16 protein-coding genes are annotated in these 20,559 nt (G+C 70.6%); 5 read left to right on the top strand and 11 right to left on the bottom strand.

Annotated features, from left to right (window positions below):
* Nucleotides 1-8: 8 nt before the first annotated feature.
* From pepN to dut, 6 genes are all read right to left on the bottom strand, one after another.
* Nucleotides 9-2,537, bottom strand: coding sequence for an aminopeptidase N (gene pepN / locus JOD63_RS06665; protein ID WP_045276842.1), 2,529 nt, complete (start codon nucleotides 2,535-2,537; stop codon nucleotides 9-11).
* 47 nt (nucleotides 2,538-2,584) lie between these two features.
* Complete coding sequence (gene dxs / locus JOD63_RS06660; protein ID WP_045276841.1) at nucleotides 2,585-4,534, bottom strand: 1-deoxy-D-xylulose-5-phosphate synthase; 1,950 nt, start codon at nucleotides 4,532-4,534, stop codon at nucleotides 2,585-2,587.
* A 99-nt stretch (nucleotides 4,535-4,633) separates the two neighbouring features.
* The gene (locus tag JOD63_RS06655; protein ID WP_045276840.1) at nucleotides 4,634-7,462 is read right to left on the bottom strand and encodes an aconitate hydratase; all 2,829 of its coding nucleotides are present in this window, start codon (nucleotides 7,460-7,462) and stop codon (nucleotides 4,634-4,636) included.
* A gap of 141 nt (nucleotides 7,463-7,603) precedes the next feature.
* Complete coding sequence (locus JOD63_RS06650) at nucleotides 7,604-8,374, bottom strand: DUF3159 domain-containing protein (protein ID WP_045276839.1); 771 nt, start codon at nucleotides 8,372-8,374, stop codon at nucleotides 7,604-7,606.
* Nucleotides 8,371-8,970 carry a DUF3710 domain-containing protein gene (locus JOD63_RS06645; RefSeq protein ID WP_045276838.1) on the bottom strand — a complete coding sequence of 200 codons (600 nt, stop codon included), beginning with the start codon at nucleotides 8,968-8,970 and terminating at the stop codon, nucleotides 8,371-8,373. The genes JOD63_RS06650 and JOD63_RS06645 overlap by 4 nt, the downstream gene beginning before the upstream one ends.
* Nucleotides 8,967-9,416 (bottom strand): dUTP diphosphatase, encoded by a 450-nt coding sequence (dut, locus tag JOD63_RS06640; RefSeq protein ID WP_211088065.1) that lies wholly within the window; start codon nucleotides 9,414-9,416, stop codon nucleotides 8,967-8,969. The genes JOD63_RS06645 and dut overlap by 4 nt, the downstream gene beginning before the upstream one ends.
* Nucleotides 9,417-9,428: 12 nt before the next feature.
* Between dut and JOD63_RS06635 the strand changes: the two genes are divergently transcribed.
* Entirely contained in the window at nucleotides 9,429-9,917 is a 489-nt protein-coding gene (locus JOD63_RS06635; protein ID WP_045276836.1) for a DUF3093 domain-containing protein, read from the top strand.
* Here JOD63_RS06635 and JOD63_RS06630 read toward each other — a convergent pair.
* On the bottom strand, nucleotides 9,892-10,188 hold the full coding sequence (locus JOD63_RS06630) for a DUF4193 domain-containing protein (protein ID WP_045276835.1): 297 nt from the start codon (nucleotides 10,186-10,188) through the stop codon (nucleotides 9,892-9,894). The genes JOD63_RS06635 and JOD63_RS06630 overlap by 26 nt on opposite strands.
* A gap of 203 nt (nucleotides 10,189-10,391) precedes the next feature.
* On the opposite strand from JOD63_RS06630, the gene sepH reads away from it, so the two are divergent.
* Nucleotides 10,392-11,426, top strand: coding sequence for a septation protein SepH (gene sepH / locus JOD63_RS06625; protein WP_045276834.1), 1,035 nt, complete (start codon nucleotides 10,392-10,394; stop codon nucleotides 11,424-11,426).
* On the opposite strand, the gene JOD63_RS06620 is transcribed toward sepH, so the two are convergent.
* Complete coding sequence (locus tag JOD63_RS06620) at nucleotides 11,427-12,539, bottom strand: alkaline phosphatase family protein (RefSeq protein WP_045276833.1); 1,113 nt, start codon at nucleotides 12,537-12,539, stop codon at nucleotides 11,427-11,429.
* An 86-nt stretch (nucleotides 12,540-12,625) separates the two neighbouring features.
* Here JOD63_RS06620 and JOD63_RS06615 point away from each other — a divergent pair, with 86 nt between their 5' ends.
* Nucleotides 12,626-15,085, top strand: a complete 2,460-nt coding sequence (locus tag JOD63_RS06615; protein WP_045276832.1) for a DNA gyrase/topoisomerase IV subunit A — start codon at nucleotides 12,626-12,628, stop codon at nucleotides 15,083-15,085.
* 110 nt (nucleotides 15,086-15,195) lie between these two features.
* On the opposite strand, the gene JOD63_RS06610 is transcribed toward JOD63_RS06615, so the two are convergent.
* Nucleotides 15,196-17,265 (bottom strand): DNA gyrase/topoisomerase IV subunit B, encoded by a 2,070-nt coding sequence (locus tag JOD63_RS06610; RefSeq protein WP_045276831.1) that lies wholly within the window; start codon nucleotides 17,263-17,265, stop codon nucleotides 15,196-15,198.
* A 169-nt stretch (nucleotides 17,266-17,434) separates the two neighbouring features.
* On the opposite strand from JOD63_RS06610, the gene JOD63_RS06605 reads away from it, so the two are divergent.
* A complete protein-coding gene (locus JOD63_RS06605; protein WP_045276830.1) occupies nucleotides 17,435-17,659 on the top strand; it encodes a DUF7455 domain-containing protein in 225 nt (74 codons plus the stop codon).
* Nucleotides 17,660-17,662: 3 nt separating this feature from the next.
* Here JOD63_RS06605 and JOD63_RS06600 read toward each other — a convergent pair whose 3' ends face one another.
* Both JOD63_RS06600 and JOD63_RS06595 read right to left on the bottom strand, forming a co-directional pair.
* Complete coding sequence (locus tag JOD63_RS06600) at nucleotides 17,663-18,715, bottom strand: alanine racemase (RefSeq protein WP_045276829.1); 1,053 nt, start codon at nucleotides 18,713-18,715, stop codon at nucleotides 17,663-17,665.
* On the bottom strand, nucleotides 18,712-19,443 hold the full coding sequence (locus JOD63_RS06595) for an alanine racemase C-terminal domain-containing protein (protein ID WP_045276828.1): 732 nt from the start codon (nucleotides 19,441-19,443) through the stop codon (nucleotides 18,712-18,714). The genes JOD63_RS06600 and JOD63_RS06595 overlap by 4 nt, the downstream gene beginning before the upstream one ends.
* Nucleotides 19,444-19,488: 45 nt before the next feature.
* Between JOD63_RS06595 and JOD63_RS06590 the strand changes: the two genes are divergently transcribed.
* Nucleotides 19,489-20,511: a sugar-transfer associated ATP-grasp domain-containing protein gene (locus JOD63_RS06590; protein WP_045276827.1), complete on the top strand. Its 1,023-nt coding sequence runs from the start codon at nucleotides 19,489-19,491 to the stop codon at nucleotides 20,509-20,511.
* Nucleotides 20,512-20,559 lie beyond the last annotated feature (48 nt).

The following is a 20,559-nucleotide window of genomic DNA, read 5'->3' as shown; positions in this document are numbered from 1 at the left end:
CGCCGACGTCAGGTCGCCTGGGCGCCGCGCACGCGCAGGTCCCGGGCGAGGCCGTCGCGCAGTTCGATGACGATCCGCCGCAGTGCGGGCGGGGCATCTGCGTTGCCGGACAGCCACTGGTCGACGGCATCCGTCGACTCGCCCGCCGGGAACAGGCCACGCACGAGGCGTCGCGCGATCTCGATGCTGCGCGCCGACCACGTCGGGCGGATGCGGGCGAAGTAGTCGGCGTCGAAGGCCGAGATCAGATCACGCCGACCGCCCGCGCGGACGCCGGCGATGGTCGCATCGAGCTCGTCGTTGCTGAGCGACTCGTCGGCCCACGCGGCGCGCCAGGCATCGGCGCGTACGTCGGCCTCGGGCCTCGCCGCCAGGGCGGTGCGGTATGCCAGGCGGCCGCTCGCGGTGGGGTCCGTTGCGAGCTCCGCGTCGGCGTCGGCGATCGATGCGTGGCCTGTCGCCGACAGGGCGATCAGCCACAGCCAGCGCAGGTCGTGGTCGAGGGCGAGGCCGTCCGGCGCATCCGTGATGCCCTCGAGGATGCCGCGCAGCTCGACCGCCCGGTCCGCGCAGATCGAGGCGACCGCGCCGACGGCTCGGGCCCACGCCAGCTGCGCATCGCTTGACGGCGCGGCTGCGTGCAGGGCCTCCCATGCGGTCGAGAGCCATGCCGAGGCGAGCGCGTCCCGCGCGTCGTCGGGCGCATAGCGGCCGAGCGCGAACCGGGCGTGGGCGGTCGCATCTGCCAGCAGCGCCGCATTCGTCTCTGCGGGCGCGTGCCGCGCCACGATGCCGAGATACCGCGCGACCGGCAGTTCCGCGTCGCGCACCGCGTTCCACAGCGCAGCCCACACGACCGAGCGGGCGAGCGCGTCGTCGATGGTCGAGAGGCCCGCCTCGACCGCGTCGAGCGACCGGGCGTCGAGACGCACCTTGGCGTAGGTGCTGTCGTCGTCGTTGGGCACGATGAGGTCGACGGCAGCCCAATCGATCCCGGGCGCATCCACTGCGGTGCGCGCGTCGACCACGTCGAGGTCGATCCCGTCCTGCCGCACGAGGCGAGCGCCATCCGCGCGGTACAGCCCGATCGTGATGCGGTGCGGACGGGGGGAGGTCTGCACCACGGTGGCACCCGTGGCGGCGCGCTCCACCCGCAGCTCCGACAGGCCGGTCGTGCGCAGCCAGGCATCGCTCCACGGCTCGAGATCGCGCCCCGAGGCGCTCTCGAGCGCGGTGAGCAGATCGGGCAGCGTGGTGCTGCCGAACGCATAATCGGCGAAGTACCCCTGCGCGCCGCGGAAGAAGGCATCCTCCCCCACGAACGCCACGAGCTGCTTGAGCACCGAGGCGCCCTTGGCGTAGGTGATGCCGTCGAAGTTCAGCTTCGCCGCCTCGAGATCGGGGATGTCGGCGACGATCGGATGCGTCGTCGGCAGCTGGTCCTGCTCGTACGCCCATCCCTTGCGGCGGCTCGCGAAGCTCACCCACGCATCGGGGTGCGCGCCGGTGGCCACATTCGCGTGCGATCCCATGAAGTCGGCGAACGACTCCTTCAGCCACAGGTCGTCCCACCACTTCATCGTGGTGAGATCGCCGAACCACATGTGGGCCATCTCGTGCAGGATCGTGTTCGCACGCCCCTCGTGCTGCGCGGCAGTGGAGGCCCCGCGGAACACGTACGCCTCCGTGAACGTCACGAGGCCCGGATTCTCCATGGCGCCGAGGTTGTACTCGGGCACGAAGATCTGGTCGTACTTCCCCCACGGGTAGGGCTGAGCGAAGGCCTCGGTGAAGTAGTCGAGCCCGCGTCGGGTGACGTCGAGGATCTCATCGGCATCGAGGTGAGGGGCGAGCGAGGCCCGGCAGAGCACCCCGAGGTCGACCCGGGCGTCGCCGGAGGACCAGCTGCCGTCGACGCGGTGGTACGGACCGGCGGCCACGGCCGTGATGTAGCTCGAGATCGGCAGCGTCTCGGCGAAGGAGACGCGGATGCCGTCGGCCACGGCCTCGCGTGCGACCTCGGCCCCGTTCGACAGCACGGTCCACCCGGCGGGTGCGGCGACGGTGAAGCTCCAGCGCGCCTTCATGTCGGGCTGCTCGAAGCACGGGTATACGCGGCGGCAGTCGGCCGGCTCGTACTGCGTGTAGAGGTAGACCTCGCCGTCGACGGGGTCGGCGAACCGGTGCAGCCCCTCACCGGAGCGGCTGAACAGCGCGCGTCCGCGCACCGTCACGACGTTGCGGGGCTCGAGACCGCGCACGCGCACGCGCGCGCCGTCCCAGTCCACCGCCTGCGGCACGCCGTTGACCACGACCTCATCGATCGAATGCCCGATGAAGTCGATCCACGTCGCGTCGTGACCGGCGGCGGCGTCGAACGTCAACGTGGCCGAGGTCGGAAACGTCGGCTCCTCGAGATCGCGCGCGGATCGCAGATCGACGTCGACGGAGACGGAGTGCAGGCGGATGCCGGCGGCCCGGTCGGCGGTCTCGTCACGGCGGAGAACGGCGGTGCGGGCGGAGTCGGAGACGTGCATCCGTCCATGCTTTCACGCCCGGACGATGCGCCCGCACCCGCTCCGCGTCAGCGGGGATCCGACGACGCGTGTTCGATGGGGATCTCGGTCGTCTGGGCGCCACGGGCGATCGGGATGCGGGTGCCGAGCACCTGCGCGACGATGTCCTGCGCGATCTTCGCCGGGGTGAGCCCGGCATCCTCCAGGATCTGCTCGCGCGTCGCGTGGTCGATGAACTCGTCGGGCACGCCGAGCTCGTCCACCGCCGTGTCGACTCCTGCCTCGCGCAGCACCTGACGCACACGCGTGCCGATGCCGCCGACGCGGATGCCGTCTTCGATGGTGATCACGAGGCGATGCGCGGCGGCGAGCTCCACGACCGACGTCTGCACGGGGATGACCCAGCGGGGATCGATGACCGTCGCGCCGATGCCCTGCGCGCGCAGCCGCTCGGCGACATCCATCGCCAGGTGCGCCATCGAGCCGATGCCGACGATGAGGACGTCCTGCGCCCCGGCCCGTGAAAGCACCTCCACCCCGTCGGGCAGCCGCTCGATCGCGGGGAGCTCGTCGCTCACGCTCCCCTTCGGGAAGCGGATCACGGTCGGCGCATCCGTCACCGCTACCGCTTCGCGCAGCTGCTCCCGCAGCCGCGTGCCGTCGCGCGGCACCGCGATGCGGATGTGCGGCACGATCTGCAGCATCGCCAGGTCCCAGATGCCGTGGTGGCTCGGCCCGTCGGGGCCGGTGACACCGGCACGGTCGAGCACGAACGTCACGCCGGCGCGATGGAGCGCGACGTCCATCAGCACCTGGTCGAAGGCGCGGTTCATGAACGTGGCGTAGATGGCGAGCACGGGATGCAGCCCCCCGAACGCCAGGCCGGCCGCCGACGCCACCGCGTGCTGCTCGGCGATGCCGACGTCGTAGACGCGGTCGGGGAACCGCTGCGCGAAGGGCAGGAGGCCCGTGGGCCGCAGCATCGCCGCCGTCATGGCGATGACGTCTTCGCGGTCTTCGCCCACCGCGACGAGCTCGTCGGCGAAGACATCCGTCCACGCCACCGCCGACGACGCCGTGCCGACCGTCTTGCCGGTCGCCGGATCGATCTTGCCGACCGCGTGGAACTGGTCCGCCTCGTCATCGAGCGCCGGCTGGTAGCCGCGACCCTTCTCGGTGATCGCGTGCACGATGACCGGCGCGCCGTACTCCTTCGCGAGCTCGAGCGTCTCGATGAGCGTGGGCAGGTCGTGGCCGTCGACCGGGCCCAGGTACTTGATGTCGAGGTTCGAATACAGTGCGACGTTGTTCGTGAAGCGCGAGAGGAAGCCGTGCGTCCCGCCGCGGATGCCGCGGTACACCGCGCGAGCGGCCGGGCCGAGCCGGCGGAAGAGGTCGTCCGAGCCGCGGTGCAGGGTGCGGTACGAGTCGGCGGTGCGCACGCGGTTGAGGTAGCGCGCCATGCCTCCGATGGTCGGCGCGTACGAGCGGCCGTTGTCGTTGACGACGATGACGAGGTTGCGGTCGTTGTCGTCGGAGATGTTGTTGAGCGCCTCCCACGTCATGCCGCCCGTGAGCGACCCGTCGCCGACCACCGCGACCACGTGGCGGTCTTTGCGGCCCGTGCGGATGAGGGCGCGCGAGATGCCGTCGGCCCAGCTCAGCGAACTCGACGCGTGGGATGACTCCACGACGTCGTGGGGGCTCTCGGAGCGCTGCGGGTAGCCGGCGAGTCCGCCGCGGGAGCGGAGGTTCGAGAAGTCCTGCCGCCCGGTGAGCAGCTTGTGCACGTACGACTGGTGCCCGGTGTCGAACACGAAGGGATCGGACGGCGAGTCGAACACGCGGTGAAGGGCGATGGTGAGTTCGACGACGCCGAGGTTCGGGCCGAGGTGCCCGCCCGTACGGGCGACGTTCTCGACGAGGAACTCGCGGATCTCCGCCGCGAGCTGCTCGAGCTCTTCGATGGTCAGCCCGTCGAGGTCACGGGGCCCGGAGATGGATGGAAGCAACGACATCCCCTGCTCCTTTCCGGCCCGGGACGGGCCGTTCCAGTCTACCTGCGGACGCACGAAGGGGCCGGGAGCGTGCACCCCCGACCCCTTCGTGGTCGCGCGTCAGACGAGCGAACGCAGCACGTACTGCAGGATGCCGCCGTTGCGGTAGTAGTCGGCCTCACCGGGCGTGTCGATGCGCACGACTGCTTCGAACGTGACCGGCTGCTTGCCCTCGGGCGAGAACTCGCTGGGGGCGGCGGTGACGGTGACGGTCTTGGGCGTGACGCCTTCGTTGAGCTGCTCGAGGCCGACGATCGAGACGATCTCGGTGCCGTCGAGGCCCAGCGACTCCCAGCTCTCCCCCGCGGGGAACTGGAGCGGAACGACGCCCATGCCGATCAGGTTCGAGCGGTGGATGCGCTCGAAGCTCTCGGTGATGACCGCCTTGACGCCCAGCAGGCTGGTGCCCTTGGCCGCCCAGTCGCGCGACGAGCCCGAGCCGTACTCCTTGCCGCCGAAGATCACGAGCGGCACGCCCGCGGCCTGGTAGTTCTGGCTCGCGTCGTAGATGTACGACTGCGGGCCGCCCTCCTGCGTGAAGTCGCGGGTGAACCCGCCCTCGACGACCGCGCCGTCGTTCACGGCGCTGACGAGGAGGTTCTTCAGGCGGATGTTCGCGAACGTGCCGCGGATCATCACCTCGTGGTTGCCGCGGCGCGAGCCGTACGAGTTGAAGTCCTTCTGCGCCACGCCGTGCTCGGTGAGGTACTGGGCGGCGGGGGTGCCCGCCTTGATGTTGCCCGCCGGCGAGATGTGGTCGGTCGTGACCGAGTCGCCGAGGGTCGCCATCACGCGAGCGCCGGTGATGTCGCCGACCGGAGTCAGCTCCATCGTCATGCCGTCGAAGTACGGCGCCTTGCGCACGTAGGTCGAGTCGGTGTCCCACTCGAAGATGGGGCCCGTCGGGGTGGGGAGGTTGCGCCAGCGGTCGTCGCCGTCGAACACGGTCGCGTACTGCTTGATGAACTGCTCGCGCGAGATCGAGGCGTCGATGATCTCCTGCACCTCGTCGGGCGCGGGCCAGATGTCCTTGAGGAAGACGTCGTTGCCGTCCGCGTCGGTGCCGAGCGGGTCGACCTCGAAGTCGAAGTTCATCGAGCCGGCCAGCGCGTAGGCGACCACGAGCGGCGGCGAGGCCAGGTAGTTCATCTTCACGTCGGGGCTGATGCGGCCCTCGAAGTTGCGGTTGCCCGAGAGGACCGCCGTGACGGCCAGGTCGTTCTCGTTGATGGCAGCCGAGACCTCTTCGATCAGCGGGCCGGAGTTGCCGATGCAGATCGTGCAGCCGTAGCCCACGGTGTAGAAGCCGAGGCCCTCGAGCGACTTGTCGAGGCCCGACTTCTCGTAGTAGTCGGTGACGACCTTCGAGCCCGGGCCGAGGGTGGTCTTGACCCAGGGCTTCGTCTTGAGACCCTTCTCGAGGGCCTTGCGTGCGAGCACGCCGGCGGCGATCATGACCGACGGGTTCGACGTGTTCGTGCACGAGGTGATCGCCGCGAGGGCGACGGAGCCGTGGTTGAGCGTGAACGCATCGCCGGCCGCGGTCGTGACGGGCGTGGGCTTGGACGCCGTGGCAGGCGCGTGGGAGTGGTGGTGGTGCTCGTGGTGGCTGTGCTCGTCCTCGGGGGTGAACCCGGGCGGGTCGGATGCCGGGAACGACTCGGCGACCGTGAGATCGACCAGGTCGTGGTCGCTGTCGGCGTAGTTCGTCAGGTCGATGTTGAACTGCGCCTTCGACTCCGAGAGCAGGATGCGGTCCTGCGGACGCTTCGGTCCGGCGATCGAGGGCACGACCGTCGACAGGTCGAGCTCCATGTACTCGCTGAAAGCGAGTTCGCGGGCGGGGTCGTGCCAGAGCGCCTGCTCCTTGGCGTACGCCTCGACGAGGGCGACGGTCTGCTCGTCGCGGCCGGTGAGGCGCAGGTAGTCCAGCGTCACGTCGTCGATGGGGAACATGGCGGCGGTCGAGCCGAACTCCGGGCTCATGTTGCCGATCGTCGCGCGGTTCGCCAGCGGCACCGAGGCGACGCCCTCGCCGTAGAACTCGACGAACTTGCCGACGACGCCGTGCTTGCGGAGCATGTCGGTGATGGTGAGCACGACGTCGGTCGCGGTCACGCCGGCGGGGATCGCGCCCGAGAGCTTGAACCCGACGACGCGTGGGATGAGCATCGACACGGGCTGGCCGAGCATCGCGGCCTCGGCCTCGATGCCGCCGACGCCCCAGCCGAGCACGCCGAGGCCGTTGACCATGGTGGTGTGCGAGTCGGTGCCGACGCAGGTGTCGGGGTACGCCCGGAGCACGCCGTCGACGGAGCGGTCGTAGATGACCTTGGCCAGGTGCTCGATGTTCACCTGGTGCACGATGCCGGTGCCCGGCGGGACGACCTTGAAGTCGTCGAACGCGGTCTGGCCCCAGCGCAGGAACTGGTACCGCTCGCCGTTGCGCTCGTACTCGATCTCGACGTTGCGCTCGAGCGCGTTCTCGGAGCCGAACAGATCGGCGATGACGGAGTGGTCGATGACCATCTCGGCCGGCGAGAGCGGGTTGATCCGCGACGGGTCGCCGCCGAGGGCGGTGACCGCCTCGCGCATGGTGGCGAGGTCGACGATGCAGGGCACGCCGGTGAAGTCCTGCATCACCACGCGGGCCGGCGTGAACTGGATCTCGGTGTCGGGCTCGGCCGCGGGATCCCACGAGCCGAGGGCCTCGATCTGCGCCTTCGTGACGTTCGCGCCGTCCTCGGTGCGCAGAAGGTTCTCGAGCAGCACCTTGAGGCTGAACGGGAGCTTCTCGTACCCGGCGACGGTGTCGACGCGGAAGATCTCGTAGTCGGTGCTGCCGACCGTCAGGGTGCTCTTTGCACCGAAGCTGTCAACCGTGGACACGTGTGTCTCCTTCGTCGGCGGCGGGAGCGGGGCGCGAAGGCCCGGCACTCCCCATCTTCCCCCCGCGATGACGCCCTCGGCTAGTGAGGTTCACCTAAGCATCGCGGGAGGTGCATTTATCTTGATGTCAAGATAAATGTATCACTTCGGATCGGGCGGATAGAGCGCCCGCACGGCGAGCCATGTGACCGCCACCATCGGCGCGAACAGCGGGATGCCCATCACGAGCTTGAGCGTTCCGAGCGCCGTGACGTTGTCGGCGAAGTACAGCGGGAGCTGCACGATCAGGCGTGCCGCGAACAGCGACGCCCAGGCGATCGCGAGCCAGAAGAACACGCGGCGCTTGCGCTTGTCCTGCCGCCAGGCGGTGCCCTCGCCCATGAGGAATCCAACGGCGAGGCCGATCAGCGACCAGCCGACGAGCGCCGAGATCAGGAAGGCCGAGCCGTACAGCACGTTCGTCACGAACCCGGGGATGAAGTTGTTGCTGGCCTCCCCCGTGAATGCCGCGAACCCGGCGGCGACGACGGCGGCGACGAGTCCGCCGACTGCCGCCGTCACCGGTTGGCGGGCGACGAGGCGGGCGATCGTGAAGACCGCCGCGGTGCCCACGGAGAGGGCGAGCGCGAGCCAGAGGTCGCCGTCGCCGGTCGCCGGATCGATCGTCACCGTGTAGGCGACGATGAAGATCAGGCCCGGCAGGATCGACTCGAGCAGTCCGCGCCAGCCGCCCATCGCGGCCCAGACGACGTGCCCGGTGCTGCTCTGTTTCGCGGGATCCAGACCCGCACGACGGGCGGCACCGCCGAGCGCCGCACCGAGGACCTCGGAGGCCGAACCCGGCTGCTGCTCCGTCCCGTCCGGAACAGGAGCGTCGGGTGCGGCCTGGTCGCCGGGTCGCTCGTCGCTCACGCCGAGCCCGGCGTCGCGGGCATCCGCAGCGGGATGAGGTCTCGGGGCGGCATCGGCGTACCGCCGCGCACCACGACGATCGAGCGGAAGAGGTCCTCCACCTTGGCTGCCGCATCGACGTCGGCCGTGGCCGCGCCGCCGATCACACCGCGCAGGAACCAGCGGGGGCCGTCGACGCCCACGAACCGCGCGAGTCGCTTCCCGGCCGTGCCCTCCGGCCCGGCGACGACCGGCACCTCGGCGAGCAGCTCGGGCCCGAGCGGGCCTTCGCGCTCCTCCACGCGACCGCCCTGCTGGCGGACCTGCGCGCGGATCTGGTCGCGCGTCTCCTCCCACAGGCCGGCGGTCCGCGGCGCGGCGAACGCCTGCACCTGGAGCGTCGAGCCGGCGTAGTCGAGCCCGACGGCGACGATGCGCTTGGTCTGCTCCTCGACTTCGAGGCGCAGGTTGAGCCCCTCGCGCGGGAGGATCTTCACGCCGCCGAGGTCGATGTACGGACGGACGGGGTTCGCCTCCGCCTCGTCGAACGGGCCGGCTTCGGCACGGTCGGCGGGGGCGACCTTCGGCGCCGAGGCGGCGGGAGTGGGGTCAGTCATGCGTTTCCGTCCTTCTGATAACCGGTCGAGCCGAAGCCGCCGTCGCCGCGGACGCTGTCTGGCAGCTCCTCGACCGGGATGAATCGTGCGCGTGGGACCGGCATCACGATCAGCTGTGCGATGCGGTCGCCGACCGCGATGTCGTAGCCCTCGGTGGCGTCGGTGTTGAGCAGCGTCACCTTGATCTCGCCCCGATAGCCGGCGTCCACCGTCCCGGGCGAATTGACGACGGTGATGCCGTGCTTGGCCGCGAGGCCGCTGCGCGGCACGACGAACGCGGCGTACCCCTCGGGCAGGGCGATGCGAACGCCGGTCCCCACGAGAGCACGCTGCCCCGGCGCCAGGTGCACCGCTTCGGCGGAGACGAGGTCTGCCCCCGCGTCGCCGGGGTGGGCGTACACCGGGGGCTCGGGGGCGATAATGAGGACGTCCACCGATTCAGTCACCCAACGAGGGTAATGCAGAATTCAGCACGCACCACGGCCCCCGTCCACTATCGCGAACGGCTCGGCCCGTCGCTGTGGATCCTCGTCAGCGCGGCGGTCGCCGGCCCGATGGCGGGACTCGTCCTCGTCCCGGTCGATCGGACGGTCTCACTCGTGATCGGAGCGGTCGTGGCCGTGCTCGTCGTGACGGCGCTGGTGCTCGGCGCGCCGGTCGTCTCGGTCGACGGAACCGAGCTGCGCGCCGGACGCGCGCATATCGACGCGCGGCATCTCGGCGCGATCTCGGTGCACACGGGCGACGACGCGCGTCACGCCCGCGGCGCGGGCCTGGATCCGCGGTCGTGGCACCTGCTGCGCGGCGGGATCGACGGGGTCGTGGTGGTCGCGGTGACCGACCCCGACGATCCGACGCCGGCATGGGTCGTCTCGTCGCGGACGCCCGAGCGTCTGGCTGCGGCGCTGGGCCGCGCTCAGGTCAGCTCGCGCACTCCACGCAGATAGCCGCGTTCGCGGCGGACTCGGGCGAGAGCTGCGAACGGTGCTTCACGAGGAAGCAGTTCGTGCAGGTGAACTCGTCCTCCTGCGGCGGCAGCACGACGACGTCGAGCTCGAGGTCGGACAGGTCGGCACCCGGCAGCTCGAACCCCGACGGGTTGTCGGCGTCCTCGTCTCCGACCGCGCCCGACATCTTGTCGGGCACGCGCTCCTTGAGCGCCTCGATCGACTCGCTGTCGTCCTCGGTCTTGCGGGGGGCGTCGTAATCGGTGGCCATTCCTGAACGTCTCTACTTCCGGGTATCGCAGGTGCGCGCCCATATGGGCGGCCATAGTTTGCATGACGCGCTCGCGTTTGGCAAATGCGACTTCGCCTGCTCGCTGCATCCGACGCCTGAAACTCGCGCCACGCGCGGGATATTCCCGTCGTGATCGGTGCTCTGTGTCAGCATGGCTGGACAGCAGATCGGAGGGCTTCCGCATGGAACAGCTCAAGGTGATCGGAACCGAGGACGACCTCCTCGTTCTGGCGACCGAGTCGGGCGAGCGCTTCTCGCTCGCCGTCGACGACGTGCTGCGCTTCGAGATGCGCAAGGCCCGTCGCGAACGCGAGGCGGAGCCGCAGGCGCCCCGGCCCAGTCCGCGCGAGATCCAGTCGCACATCCGTGCCGGCCTCTCGGCGCAGGAGGTGGCGGAGCTCCTCGGCGCCCGCATCGAAGACGTGACGCGGTTCGAGGGTCCGGTGCTCGCCGAGCGCGAGCACATCGTCGGTCAAGCCCTCGCCGTGCCGGTCCTGCTGGGCGGCGACTTCACCGGTGACGGCCAGCACACCTTCGGCTCCGCGGTGCGGGGGAAGCTGTCGGAGGCCGCCGCCGGCGGCGAACGCTGGACCAGCTGGAAGGAACCCACCGGCTGGATCGTCAAGCTCGCGTTCACCGCGAACGAGATCGACCATGACGCCCGCTGGGGCTTCGATCCCCGGCGCAGCACGCTGTCGCCGCTCAACTCCGACGCGATCCAGCTCTCCCGTCAGGGATCCCTGCCCGACGGGCTCATCCCGCGCCTGCGGGCGCTCGACTCCTCCCCCAAAGACGACACGCGCTTCGACAGCGGCGCGTTCGGTCCGCGCAGGCTCCCCGACGCCGACCTCGAGAGCCCGGATCTTCCCGCGGCCGCAGCACCCGCCGTGCAGCAGGCGGCGATCAAGCGCGCCGACGAGCCGCTGGTGACCTCGGCCCAGACCGCCGACCTGCTCGAGGCGCTGCGCCGCCGCCGCGGCCAGCGCGAGCCACTGCCCGGCGCCGACGAGGTCGACCCGCCGCGCACGAACGCTCCGGTCGCCCTGTTCGACGCGCTCGAGCCGGGGTACGACGAGACACCCGCTGAGCCCGAGCCCGCTGTGGAAACGCCCATCGAAGAGCGCGCGGCGCAGGTGGCCGAGGCGGGGCGCCGCAAGGGGCGCACCTCGATGCCGTCGTGGGACGAGATCGTGTTCGGCGCCCGCACCGACGACTGATCAGGCGAACGCGCCGAGGCGGATGAGCGGCACCGTGCGCTCTTCGTGCGAGAGCGAGCCGTGCTGGCCCACCATCTTCTGCGGCGCCTTGTCGGCGATCCGGTCGTCGTAGTACGCCACGGCGGCGCGTGCGGCGACGAGCACGTCGCCGATGCGTCCGCGCACGTCGTCGTCGACTTCTCCGAAGAGCCCGGCGTCGATCGCCTCATCGCGCTCGAGCACCCACGCCTGAGCGCCCTCGGCCTCGCGCCAGCGCTCCGCCACGGCGGCCGCCGCGCCCTCTTCGGCGTAGAGGTGCAGCATCCGGGGCTCTCCGCCGATCAGCCGCACGCCGTCGACGAGCGGATCGTCGTCATGGAGGAGCACGTGGCGGTGCCGCGGCACGTCGACCATGCCGTGGTCGGCTGTGACGACCACCCCGGTGCCGCGGTGGAGTCCGCCGGCCATGCGTCGTGCGGCATCGTCGAGCGCCTCGAGGCCCGCAGTCCAGCGATCCGACTCCCAGCCGAAGCGGTGGCCGAGGCCGTCGAGCTCCGGCGCGTAGAGGTAGGTGAGTGAACCCGGATGCCGCGCCGCCAGGTCGGCGGCGGCTGCGACGCGGTCGGCGAGCGACTCGTGCCCGTGGAACTGCGCGCCCTCGAGCGTGGCGGCCGTGAAGCCGGTGCCCGAATACTCGGGCTTGGTGACCGCGAAGAACTGCCGCTCCCCCGTCGTGAGCGGCGTCGCCCGCTGCCAGCTGCGGGGCAGGCCGTCGGTGTCCCATCCGCGCAGCTGGTTGACGACGTCGTCGGTGCCCGGGATGCGCGCACGGTAGCCCACGATGCCGTGCTGCCCGACCTCTCGGCCGGTGAGCAGCGAGGTGAGGGCTGACGCGGTGGTCGACGGGAAGACGGTGCGGGCGACGTCGCGCTTGGCCATCGCCTGCGCGAGGAAGCGCGCGTGGCCGCTGCGCGCACCCAGGTTGGTCGCGCCGAGGCCGTCCACGACGAAGACGATGGCGCTGCGCGCGGGGGCGAACCAGTCGGACGTTCCGTCCAGAGCGCGCAGCAGCTGTGGCACGACACCCGCGAGGTTCCGGGCTCTGGCGGGCTCCGCCGGTAGGCTGAAGGACATCGGGGTCAGTCTTCCACACTCGTGGCGACCGTCCACGCCGGTGGCGACCCCGACCCACTCCGCCGTCACCCGAGGCCTTTCACTACATGCCTGCACCGCGCACCGATTCCGCATCCTCCGACCACGGTCGCATCGAAGACGTCGATGTCTCCGCGGAGATGCAGGGCTCATTCCTCGAGTACGCGTACTCGGTCATCTACTCGCGCGCCCTCCCGGATGCCCGTGACGGACTGAAGCCCGTGCAGCGGCGCATCCTGTTCCAGATGTCCGACATGGGGCTGCGCCCCGACCGCGGCCACGTGAAGAGCGCGCGCGTCGTCGGCGAGGTGATGGGAAAGCTCCACCCGCACGGCGATTCGGCCATCTACGACGCGCTGGTGCGCCTCGCCCAGCCCTTCTCGCTGCGCGTCCCGCTCGTCGACGGGCACGGCAACTTCGGGTCGCTCGACGACGGGCCTGCCGCGGCGCGCTACACCGAGGCGCGCCTGGCTCCGCCCGCGATCGCGCTCACCGAGAACCTCGACGAGGACGTCGTCGACTTCATCCCCAACTACGACGGCCAGTTCCAGCAGCCCGAGGTGCTCCCCGCCGCGTTCCCGAACCTCCTGGTCAACGGCGCCGCCGGCATCGCGGTCGGCATGGCCACCAACATGGCGCCGCACAACCTCATCGAGGTCGTGGGCGCCGCGACACACCTGCTCGACAACCCCGACGCGACCGTCGAGGAGCTCATGGAGTTCGTCCCCGGTCCCGACCTGCCGTCTGGCGGCATCATCGTGGGCCTCGACGGCATCAAGGATGCGTACGCCAACGGCCGGGGGTCGTTCCGCACCCGTGCGAAGGCGTCGATCGAGACGCTCGGACCGCGACGCACCGGCATCGTCGTGACCGAGCTGCCGTACCTCGTCGGTCCCGAGCGCATCATCGAGAAGATCAAGGATGCGGTCGGCGCGAAGAAGCTGCAGGGCATCGCCGACGTCCAGGACCTGACCGACCGCCACAAGGGCCTGCGCCTGGTGATCGCGATCAAGACCGGCTTCGATCCGCAGGCGGTGCTCGAGCACCTCTACCGGCTCACCCCGCTCGAGGACTCCTTCAGCATCAACAACGTCGCCCTCGTCGGCGGTCAGCCCCGCACGCTCGGGCTCAAGGAGCTCCTCCGCGTGTACCTCGACCACCGCATCAGCGTGGTCACGAGGCGCAGCCGGTATCGCCTCGAGCGTCGCCGCGAGCGGCTGCACCTCGTCGAAGGCCTCCTCATCGCGATCCTCGACATCGACGAGGTCATCCAGGTCATCCGCGCGTCCGACGACGGCGAGCAGGCCCGCGTGCGCCTCATGGATGTCTTCGACCTGTCGCAGCCGCAGGCGGAGTACATCCTCGAGCTGCGGCTGCGCCGGCTCACACGCTTCTCGCGCATCGAGCTCGAGGCCGAGCGCGACAGCCTGCGCAAGGAGATCGCCGAGCTCGAGGAGCTCCTCGGCAGCGACATCCTCCTGCGTGCGCAGGTCGCGCGCGAGCTCGATGCGGTGGCCGAGACCTACGGCACGCCGCGCCGCACGCTGCTGCTCAACGGCGGGCCGGTGGCTCCGCGCTCCCGTGCGGCGGCCGCAGCGGCCGACCTGCAGATCGCGGACGCGCCGTGCCGCGTGTTCCTCTCCGCCACCGGCCGGATGGTGCGAGCGGAGCTCAGCGCCGACGCGCCGGGCGGCGGCATCGTCCCCCCTGCCCGCCGATCCAAGCACGATGCGATCCGCTCGGCGGTCGACACCACCACCCGCGGCGACATCGGCGCGGTCACCTCGCTCGGGCGCCTCGTGCGGTTCTCGCCCGTCGACCTGCCGTCGGTCCCGGGCAACTCGGTGCAGCCCGCCGCCGGCGCGCGCGCCGACCAGTACCTCGGGCTCAGCGGCGGCGAGCACGTCGTCGCCGTCGTGCCGTTGACGGAGGGCGCGCCGATCGCACTCGGCACGGCCCAGGGCGTCGTCAAGCGCGTCGCGGCGACCGAGGTCGGCACCAAGCACGACATCGAGATCATCGCGCTGAAGGACGGCGACCGCGTCGTCGGCGCTGCGCCGGCGAGCGACGGCGCCGAACTCGTGTTCGTCGCCTCCGACGCGCAGCTGCTGCGGTTCGACGCCTCGTCGGTGCGTCCGCAGGGGCGTTCGGCGGGCGGCATGGCGGGCATCCGTCTCGCATCCGACGCCCAGGTGATCGCGTTCAGCGTGGTCGGTCCGGCCGACTTCGAGGCGGTCGTCGTCACCGTCGCAGGGTCGACGACCGCCCTGGCGGGGACGGATGCCGGCAGCGCCAAGGTCTCGCAGTTCACCGAGTTCCCCGCGAAGGGACGCGCCACCGGCGGCGTGCGCGCACAGCGCCTCCTGCGCGGCGAGGATGCGCTCACGCTCGCGTGGGTCGGCACCGATCCGCGAGCCGTCGGAGCGGACGGCTCGGTGCGCGCGCTCCCCGAGAGCGGCGCGAAGCGCGATGCCTCGGGTGCGCCCCTCGACGGCGTGGTCGCCGCCGTCGGCACCGCGGTCCGCTGATGTCCGACCCGGCGCCGGCGTCGTGACCGCCGTGCGCGCGCCGGGGTCGTGACCGACGTCCGAGCCGGTGCACCGACCGCCGGGCGCGCCGGGGCGTCGCGATCCCGGGCTCAGGCGTCGATGCGCTCGCGATCGAGGCGCGCGCTCGAGTCGATGATGAACTCCTTGCGCGGGGCGACGTCGTTGCCCATGAGCAGCTCGAAGACCCGGGTGGCGGCTTCGGCGTCCTGCATCCGCACGCGGCGGAGCGTCCGACCGGCGCGGTCCATCGTCGTCGTCGCGAGCTGATCGGCATCCATCTCGCCGAGTCCCTTGTAACGCTGGATCGGCTCCTGCCAGCGCTTGCCCGCCTTCGTGAGCTTCGCCAGCAGCGTGTGCAGCTCGTTCTCGCTGTACGTGTAGATCGTCTCGTTGGGCTTCGAACCCGGATTCATCACGATCACGCGGTGCAGCGGCGGCACGGCGGCGTAGACGCGGCCTTCGTCGATCAATGGGCGCATGTACCGGAAGAAGAGGGTCAGCAGCAGCGTGCGGATGTGCGCCCCGTCGACATCGGCGTCGCTCATCAGGATGATCTTGCCGTAGCGGGCGACGTCGAGGTCGAACGACCGACCGGAGCCGGCGCCGATCACCTGGATGATGGCTGCGCACTCGGCGTTGGAGAGCATGTCGCTCACCGACGCCTTCTGCACGTTGAGGATCTTGCCGCGGATGGGCAGCAGCGCCTGGAACTCGCTGTTCCGGGCGAGCTTGGCGGTGCCGAGCGCCGAGTCGCCCTCGACGATGAACAGCTCCGATTCGGCGACGTCGTTCGAGCGGCAGTCCGCGAGCTTCGCCGGGAGCGTCGACGACTCGAGCGCGTTCTTGCGGCGCTGCGTCTCTTTGTGGGTGCGCGCCGAGATGCGCGCCTTCATCTCCGAGACGACCTTCTCGAGGAGCAGGGCGCTCTGCGCCTTGTCTTCCCGCTTGGTCGACGCGAAGCGGGCGGTGAGCTCACGGGCGACGACGTTGGCGACGATCTGGCGCACGGCGGGCGTGCCGAGCACCTCCTTCGTCTGGCCCTCGAACTGCGGCTCGGGAAGGCGCACCGTCAGCACCGCACTGAGACCGGCGAGGATGTCGTCCTTCTCGATCTTGTCGGTGCCGACCTTGAGCTTGCGGGCGTTCTGCTCGACCTGCGCGCGCATCACCTTCATGAGCCCGGCTTCGAAGCCGGCCTGGTGGGTGCCGCCCTTGGGCGTCGCGATGATGTTGACGAACGAGCGCGTCGTGGTCTCGTAGCCGGTCCCCCACCGCACGGCGAGGTCGACCTCGCACTCGCGCTCCACCTCGGTCGGCACCATCGCGCCGGACGGCTGGAGGACGGGTACCGTCTCGGTGAACGACCCGGTGCCCGTGAGCCGCCAGGTGTCGGTGATCGGGGCGTCCGGGGCGAGGAAGTCCGCGAACTCCGAGATGCCGCCGTCGAAGCGGTAGCTGGTCTCCACCTTCTCGTCGGTGCGCTCGTCGCGGATGAGGATCTCGAGCCCGGGAACGAGGAACGCGGTCTGGCGCGCGCGCTGCTCGAGGTCGGCGAGATTGAACGCGGCATCCTTCGTGAAGATCTGCCGGTCGGCCCAGTAGCGGATGCGCGTGCCGGTGACGCCCCGGGCGGCGCGTCCGGCGACCCGGAGCTCGCTGCCGTCCTCGAAGGGCGTGAACGTGGAGTCGGGGCTGCCGTTGGAGAACATCCCGGGCTCGCCACGGTGGAAGGACATCGCCCAGGTCTTGCCGCCGCGGTCGACCTCGACGTCGAGTCGCTCGGAGAGGGCGTTGACGACGGATGCGCCGACGCCGTGGAGACCGCCGGAAGCCGCGTACGAGCCGCCGCCGAACTTGCCGCCGGCGTGCAGCTTCGTGAAGACGACCTCGACGCCGGTGAGACCGGTGCGCGGCTCGACGTCGACGGGGATGCCGCGCGCCTGGTCGCGCACCTCGACGCTGCCGTCGGCGTGCAGGAGGATCTCGATCTTCGACCCGTGCCCGGCGAGGGCCTCGTCGACGGCGTTGTCGATGATCTCCCAGAGGCAGTGCATGAGTCCGCGGGAGTCCGTGGACCCGATGTACATGCCGGGGCGCTTGCGGACCGCTTCGAGTCCTTCGAGCACCTGAAGGTGATGGGCGGAGTACTCGGACGTCACAATCTCCCATCGTATTCGCCCCCGGCGAAACGGCTCCCCCGACACGCTTCCGGTGCCCCCGGGGTACGCGCTCAGCGAAATGTGACCCGTTCGCGGCATTCTCGAAACATCGGCGTGGTTGTATTTCATGACCGAGCGCGACGTTCTATTCATACGAGGAGGCACCGAGATGAACGCAGTTTCGACACCGACCGAGACCGGAGCAGTCCTCGAGTACCGCCTCACCGCCGCCGATCGCTGCGATTCGTGCGGCGCGCAGGCGTACATCGCGGCAGAGGTCAACGGCAGCGAGCTGCTCTTCTGCGCTCACCACGGGCGCAAGTACGAAGAGAAGCTTCGGGCCATCGCCACCTCGTGGCACGACGAGACCGCTCGCCTGGCCGAGGCGGTCTGACTCTCACTCTCCCGCGTAGGTGCGCGGGATCAGAGGTGACACGCGTACCGCGATCTCCTCGCCGATCGTGCCGATGAGCTCGGCCAGATCGGTGGCTGACACTTCTCCGGCGACGCCGGGACCGTAGACGGTCACGGCGTCGCCGTTCTGCGCGCCCGGCCAGGACGCCACGATGGATTCGTGCAGCCCGACGAGCCGCAGCTCCCGTGCACCCGCCGGTGTGCCGACGACGGCACCGCGGCCGCGCAGCGCGGTCGGAAGGCCCTGGAGCCCGCCGAGCGCGATGTGCACGTCGTCGCCGCGCACGGCGGTGACTGCTGCATCCAGTCGCGCGATCGGCGTGACGCCGAGGTCGGATGCCGACGGGCCGCCCGCCGAACGGATGCCGTAGCAGAACGCGCCGACGCGGACCATGTCGTAGCGGAACTCGGGCCGGGCGAACGACGCGGCGCTGGCGGCGAGGTGGCGCACGCGCGGCCGGAGGCCCGCGGCCCGGGCGACGGCGACGGCGTGCTCGAACGCGACGCGCGCCTCGTCGTCCTCGGCGTCGGACGCTTCCGCGATGTGGCTCCACACGCCGACGACCTCGATCAGTCCCCCGGTCTCCAGCGCGGCGGCGCGGTCGACGAACGCCGACCAGTGCTCGGGGCGGACCCCGTTGCGATGCAGGCCGGTGTCGATCTTCAGGTGCACGCGGGCGACGACCGCGGCGTGCTGAGCAGCCACGGCGAGCTCCTCCAGCAGATCGCTGTCGCCGATCCCCAGGTCGAGGTCGGCCGCGATGGCCTCATCGAGTTCGGATCGCGACGCCGCGATCCAGGCGAAGATGCGGGGCACCGGGCCGACAGCCGCGCGCACGGCCGATCCGGTGCGCACGTCGAAGGCCCCGAACCAGGTCACCCCGGCGGTGGCGGCGGTGCGCGCGACAGCCTCGAGTCCGTGGCCGTACGCGTCGTCCTTGACGACGATCATCAGCTGCGCAGGGGCGACGGTCTCCCGCACGCGCGCGATGTTCGTTCGGAGGGCGTCGAGGTCCACGTGCATTCGCGTGGTCATGGCGCCGCCTCGCGGATGCAGCGCAGGCCGACGGCGGTGATGAGCTCGGCGGGGTCGAGACCGGTCGCCAGCACCCAGTCGTCGAGCGCGGGCTCGCCCTGCGCAGGGTCTCCGAGGAACAGCACCTCGTCACCGCGCGCGACCGCCGCTTCGCCGACGTCGACGACGCAGACATCCATCGCGACACGCCCGATGATCGGATGCCGCTCCCCCGCGATCGCGACCTCGACCCTGCCGCCGAGCTCGCGGAAGATGCCCTGCGCGTAGCCACCGGTCACGAGGGCGACCCGCGTGTCGCGGTCGGCCCGGTGCAGGAAGCCGTACGAGACGCCCTCGCCGGCGCGGAGGGCTTTGACGGACAGCACCGAGCCGCTCAGCCGGAGGGCCGGTGTCGCGCCGCTTGCCGGCATCCCGAACAGCATCGACGCCGTCAGCGTGTCAGGAGCGGGGGTCGGCGCGCCGCGGTCAGCTGCGGTCGTGGAGAGGTCCCGCGCTCCCGCCGCGTCCGCCGGCGGGATCGAGGCCGAGTCGAGGACCTCCTGCACGAGACCGGCGCCGTGCCCCCACGCATCCGCGTCGAGCAGCGACGGCGCGAAGGCGCGGATGCTTCGCCGCTGCGCCATGCGGAGGTTCGCGGTCAGCGCCGTCCGCGACACACGGGCGATCGGGGTGCTCCGCGGCTCCGATCCCGGCGCCGACGCGTCGCGCCCAGGGATCGAGGAACTCACGCCTCTAGACTATCGGGGTCCCCCGATCCCGATCCCGGAGCACGCATGTCTTCTCAGGGCTTCCGCCTTGGTCCCCGCCTTCGCTATCTCGCCTGGCGTGTCCGCCGCATCGATCTGGGATCGGTGGTGGACCGCGCTCGTGAGGCGGCGCGCGACCACGACAAGTGGACCCCGGCCGTCGCCGTCGACATGCTCTGGTCGGCCGGATTCCGCCAGGTCGGATTCCAGGACTACGTCGACTACGACTTCGCGATCCTCAACAAGGCTGAGCGCGCGACGTACATGACCCATCCGGTGTCGAACGAGATCTCGCAGAAGTACGACCACCCCGACTTCCGCCACATCTTCCAGGACAAGGTCGAGTTCGACCGTCGGTTCAGCGATCTGCTGCGGCGCGACTGGATGATCGTCGAGGCGGGCAACGCCGACGCCGTGCGCGCGTTCACCGAGAGTCACGGCACGATCGTCACCAAGGAGCCGGTCGGCCAGGCCGGCACCGGCGTGCACCGCTACCACGCCGCCGAGATCACGGACTGGACCGAGTTCCACACGGGCCTTCTCGCGCGAGGCGAGCTCCTCATCGAAGAGGTCATCCGGCAGCACGCCGATCTCGCGGCGGTCTGCCCGGGCACCGTGAACACGACCCGCGTGACCGCGTTCTTCGACGGGCGGAAGACGCACATCCTGGCGATGGCGCAGAAGTTCGGACGCGGCGCCGTGAGCGATCAGATGACGTTTGGCGGGTTCTACACGATGCTCGACGAGCGCGGCCACGCCGTCGGCCCCGGCTACGACTCCCACGGCCACGTGCACGAGAAGCACCCCGACAGCGGCTTCGTCATCGGCGACTTCCAGCTGCCGATGATCGACGAGGTCATCGCCTTCGTCGACGAGGTGGCCCGCGTGGTGCCGCAGGTGCAGTACGTCGGCTGGGACATCGTGGTGACCCCCGACGGACCCGTGCTCGTGGAGGGCAACTGGGGCGCGGGCGTGTACGAGAACAAGCCCAGCGTCACCGGCATCCGCACCGGTCACAAGCCGCGCTATCGCGCGGCGATCGGATTCTGACGCGCGCAGGAATGCGAAACGGCGCGGCACCCCTGAGGGTGGCCGCGC

Origin of the sequence: Microbacterium terrae (assembly GCF_017831975.1) — a bacterium.
GTDB lineage: Bacteria > Actinomycetota > Actinomycetes > Actinomycetales > Microbacteriaceae > Microbacterium > Microbacterium terrae.
The sequence above is the reverse complement of the archived record's forward strand: the minus strand, read 5'-3'. Positions and strand labels throughout refer to the sequence as shown.

What these genes read in the sequence shown, in the direction of transcription:
- pepN (WP_045276842.1), bottom strand. Translation starts at nt 2,537, where the DNA reads ATGCACGTCTCCGACTCCGCCCGCACCGCCGTTCTCCGCCGTGACGAG.
- dxs (WP_045276841.1), bottom strand. Translation starts at nt 4,534, where the DNA reads ATGTCGTTGCTTCCATCCATCTCCGGGCCCCGTGACCTCGACGGGCTG.
- JOD63_RS06645 (WP_045276838.1), bottom strand. Translation starts at nt 8,970, where the DNA reads ATGACTGACCCCACTCCCGCCGCCTCGGCGCCGAAGGTCGCCCCCGCC.
- JOD63_RS06635 (WP_045276836.1), top strand. Translation starts at nt 9,429, where the DNA reads ATGCAGAATTCAGCACGCACCACGGCCCCCGTCCACTATCGCGAACGG.
- JOD63_RS06630 (WP_045276835.1), bottom strand. Translation starts at nt 10,188, where the DNA reads ATGGCCACCGATTACGACGCCCCCCGCAAGACCGAGGACGACAGCGAG.
- sepH (WP_045276834.1), top strand. Translation starts at nt 10,392, where the DNA reads ATGGAACAGCTCAAGGTGATCGGAACCGAGGACGACCTCCTCGTTCTG.
- JOD63_RS06620 (WP_045276833.1), bottom strand. Translation starts at nt 12,539, where the DNA reads ATGTCCTTCAGCCTACCGGCGGAGCCCGCCAGAGCCCGGAACCTCGCG.
- JOD63_RS06615 (WP_045276832.1), top strand. Translation starts at nt 12,626, where the DNA reads ATGCCTGCACCGCGCACCGATTCCGCATCCTCCGACCACGGTCGCATC.
- JOD63_RS06605 (WP_045276830.1), top strand. Translation starts at nt 17,435, where the DNA reads ATGAACGCAGTTTCGACACCGACCGAGACCGGAGCAGTCCTCGAGTAC.
- JOD63_RS06600 (WP_045276829.1), bottom strand. Translation starts at nt 18,715, where the DNA reads ATGACCACGCGAATGCACGTGGACCTCGACGCCCTCCGAACGAACATC.
- JOD63_RS06590 (WP_045276827.1), top strand. Translation starts at nt 19,489, where the DNA reads ATGTCTTCTCAGGGCTTCCGCCTTGGTCCCCGCCTTCGCTATCTCGCC.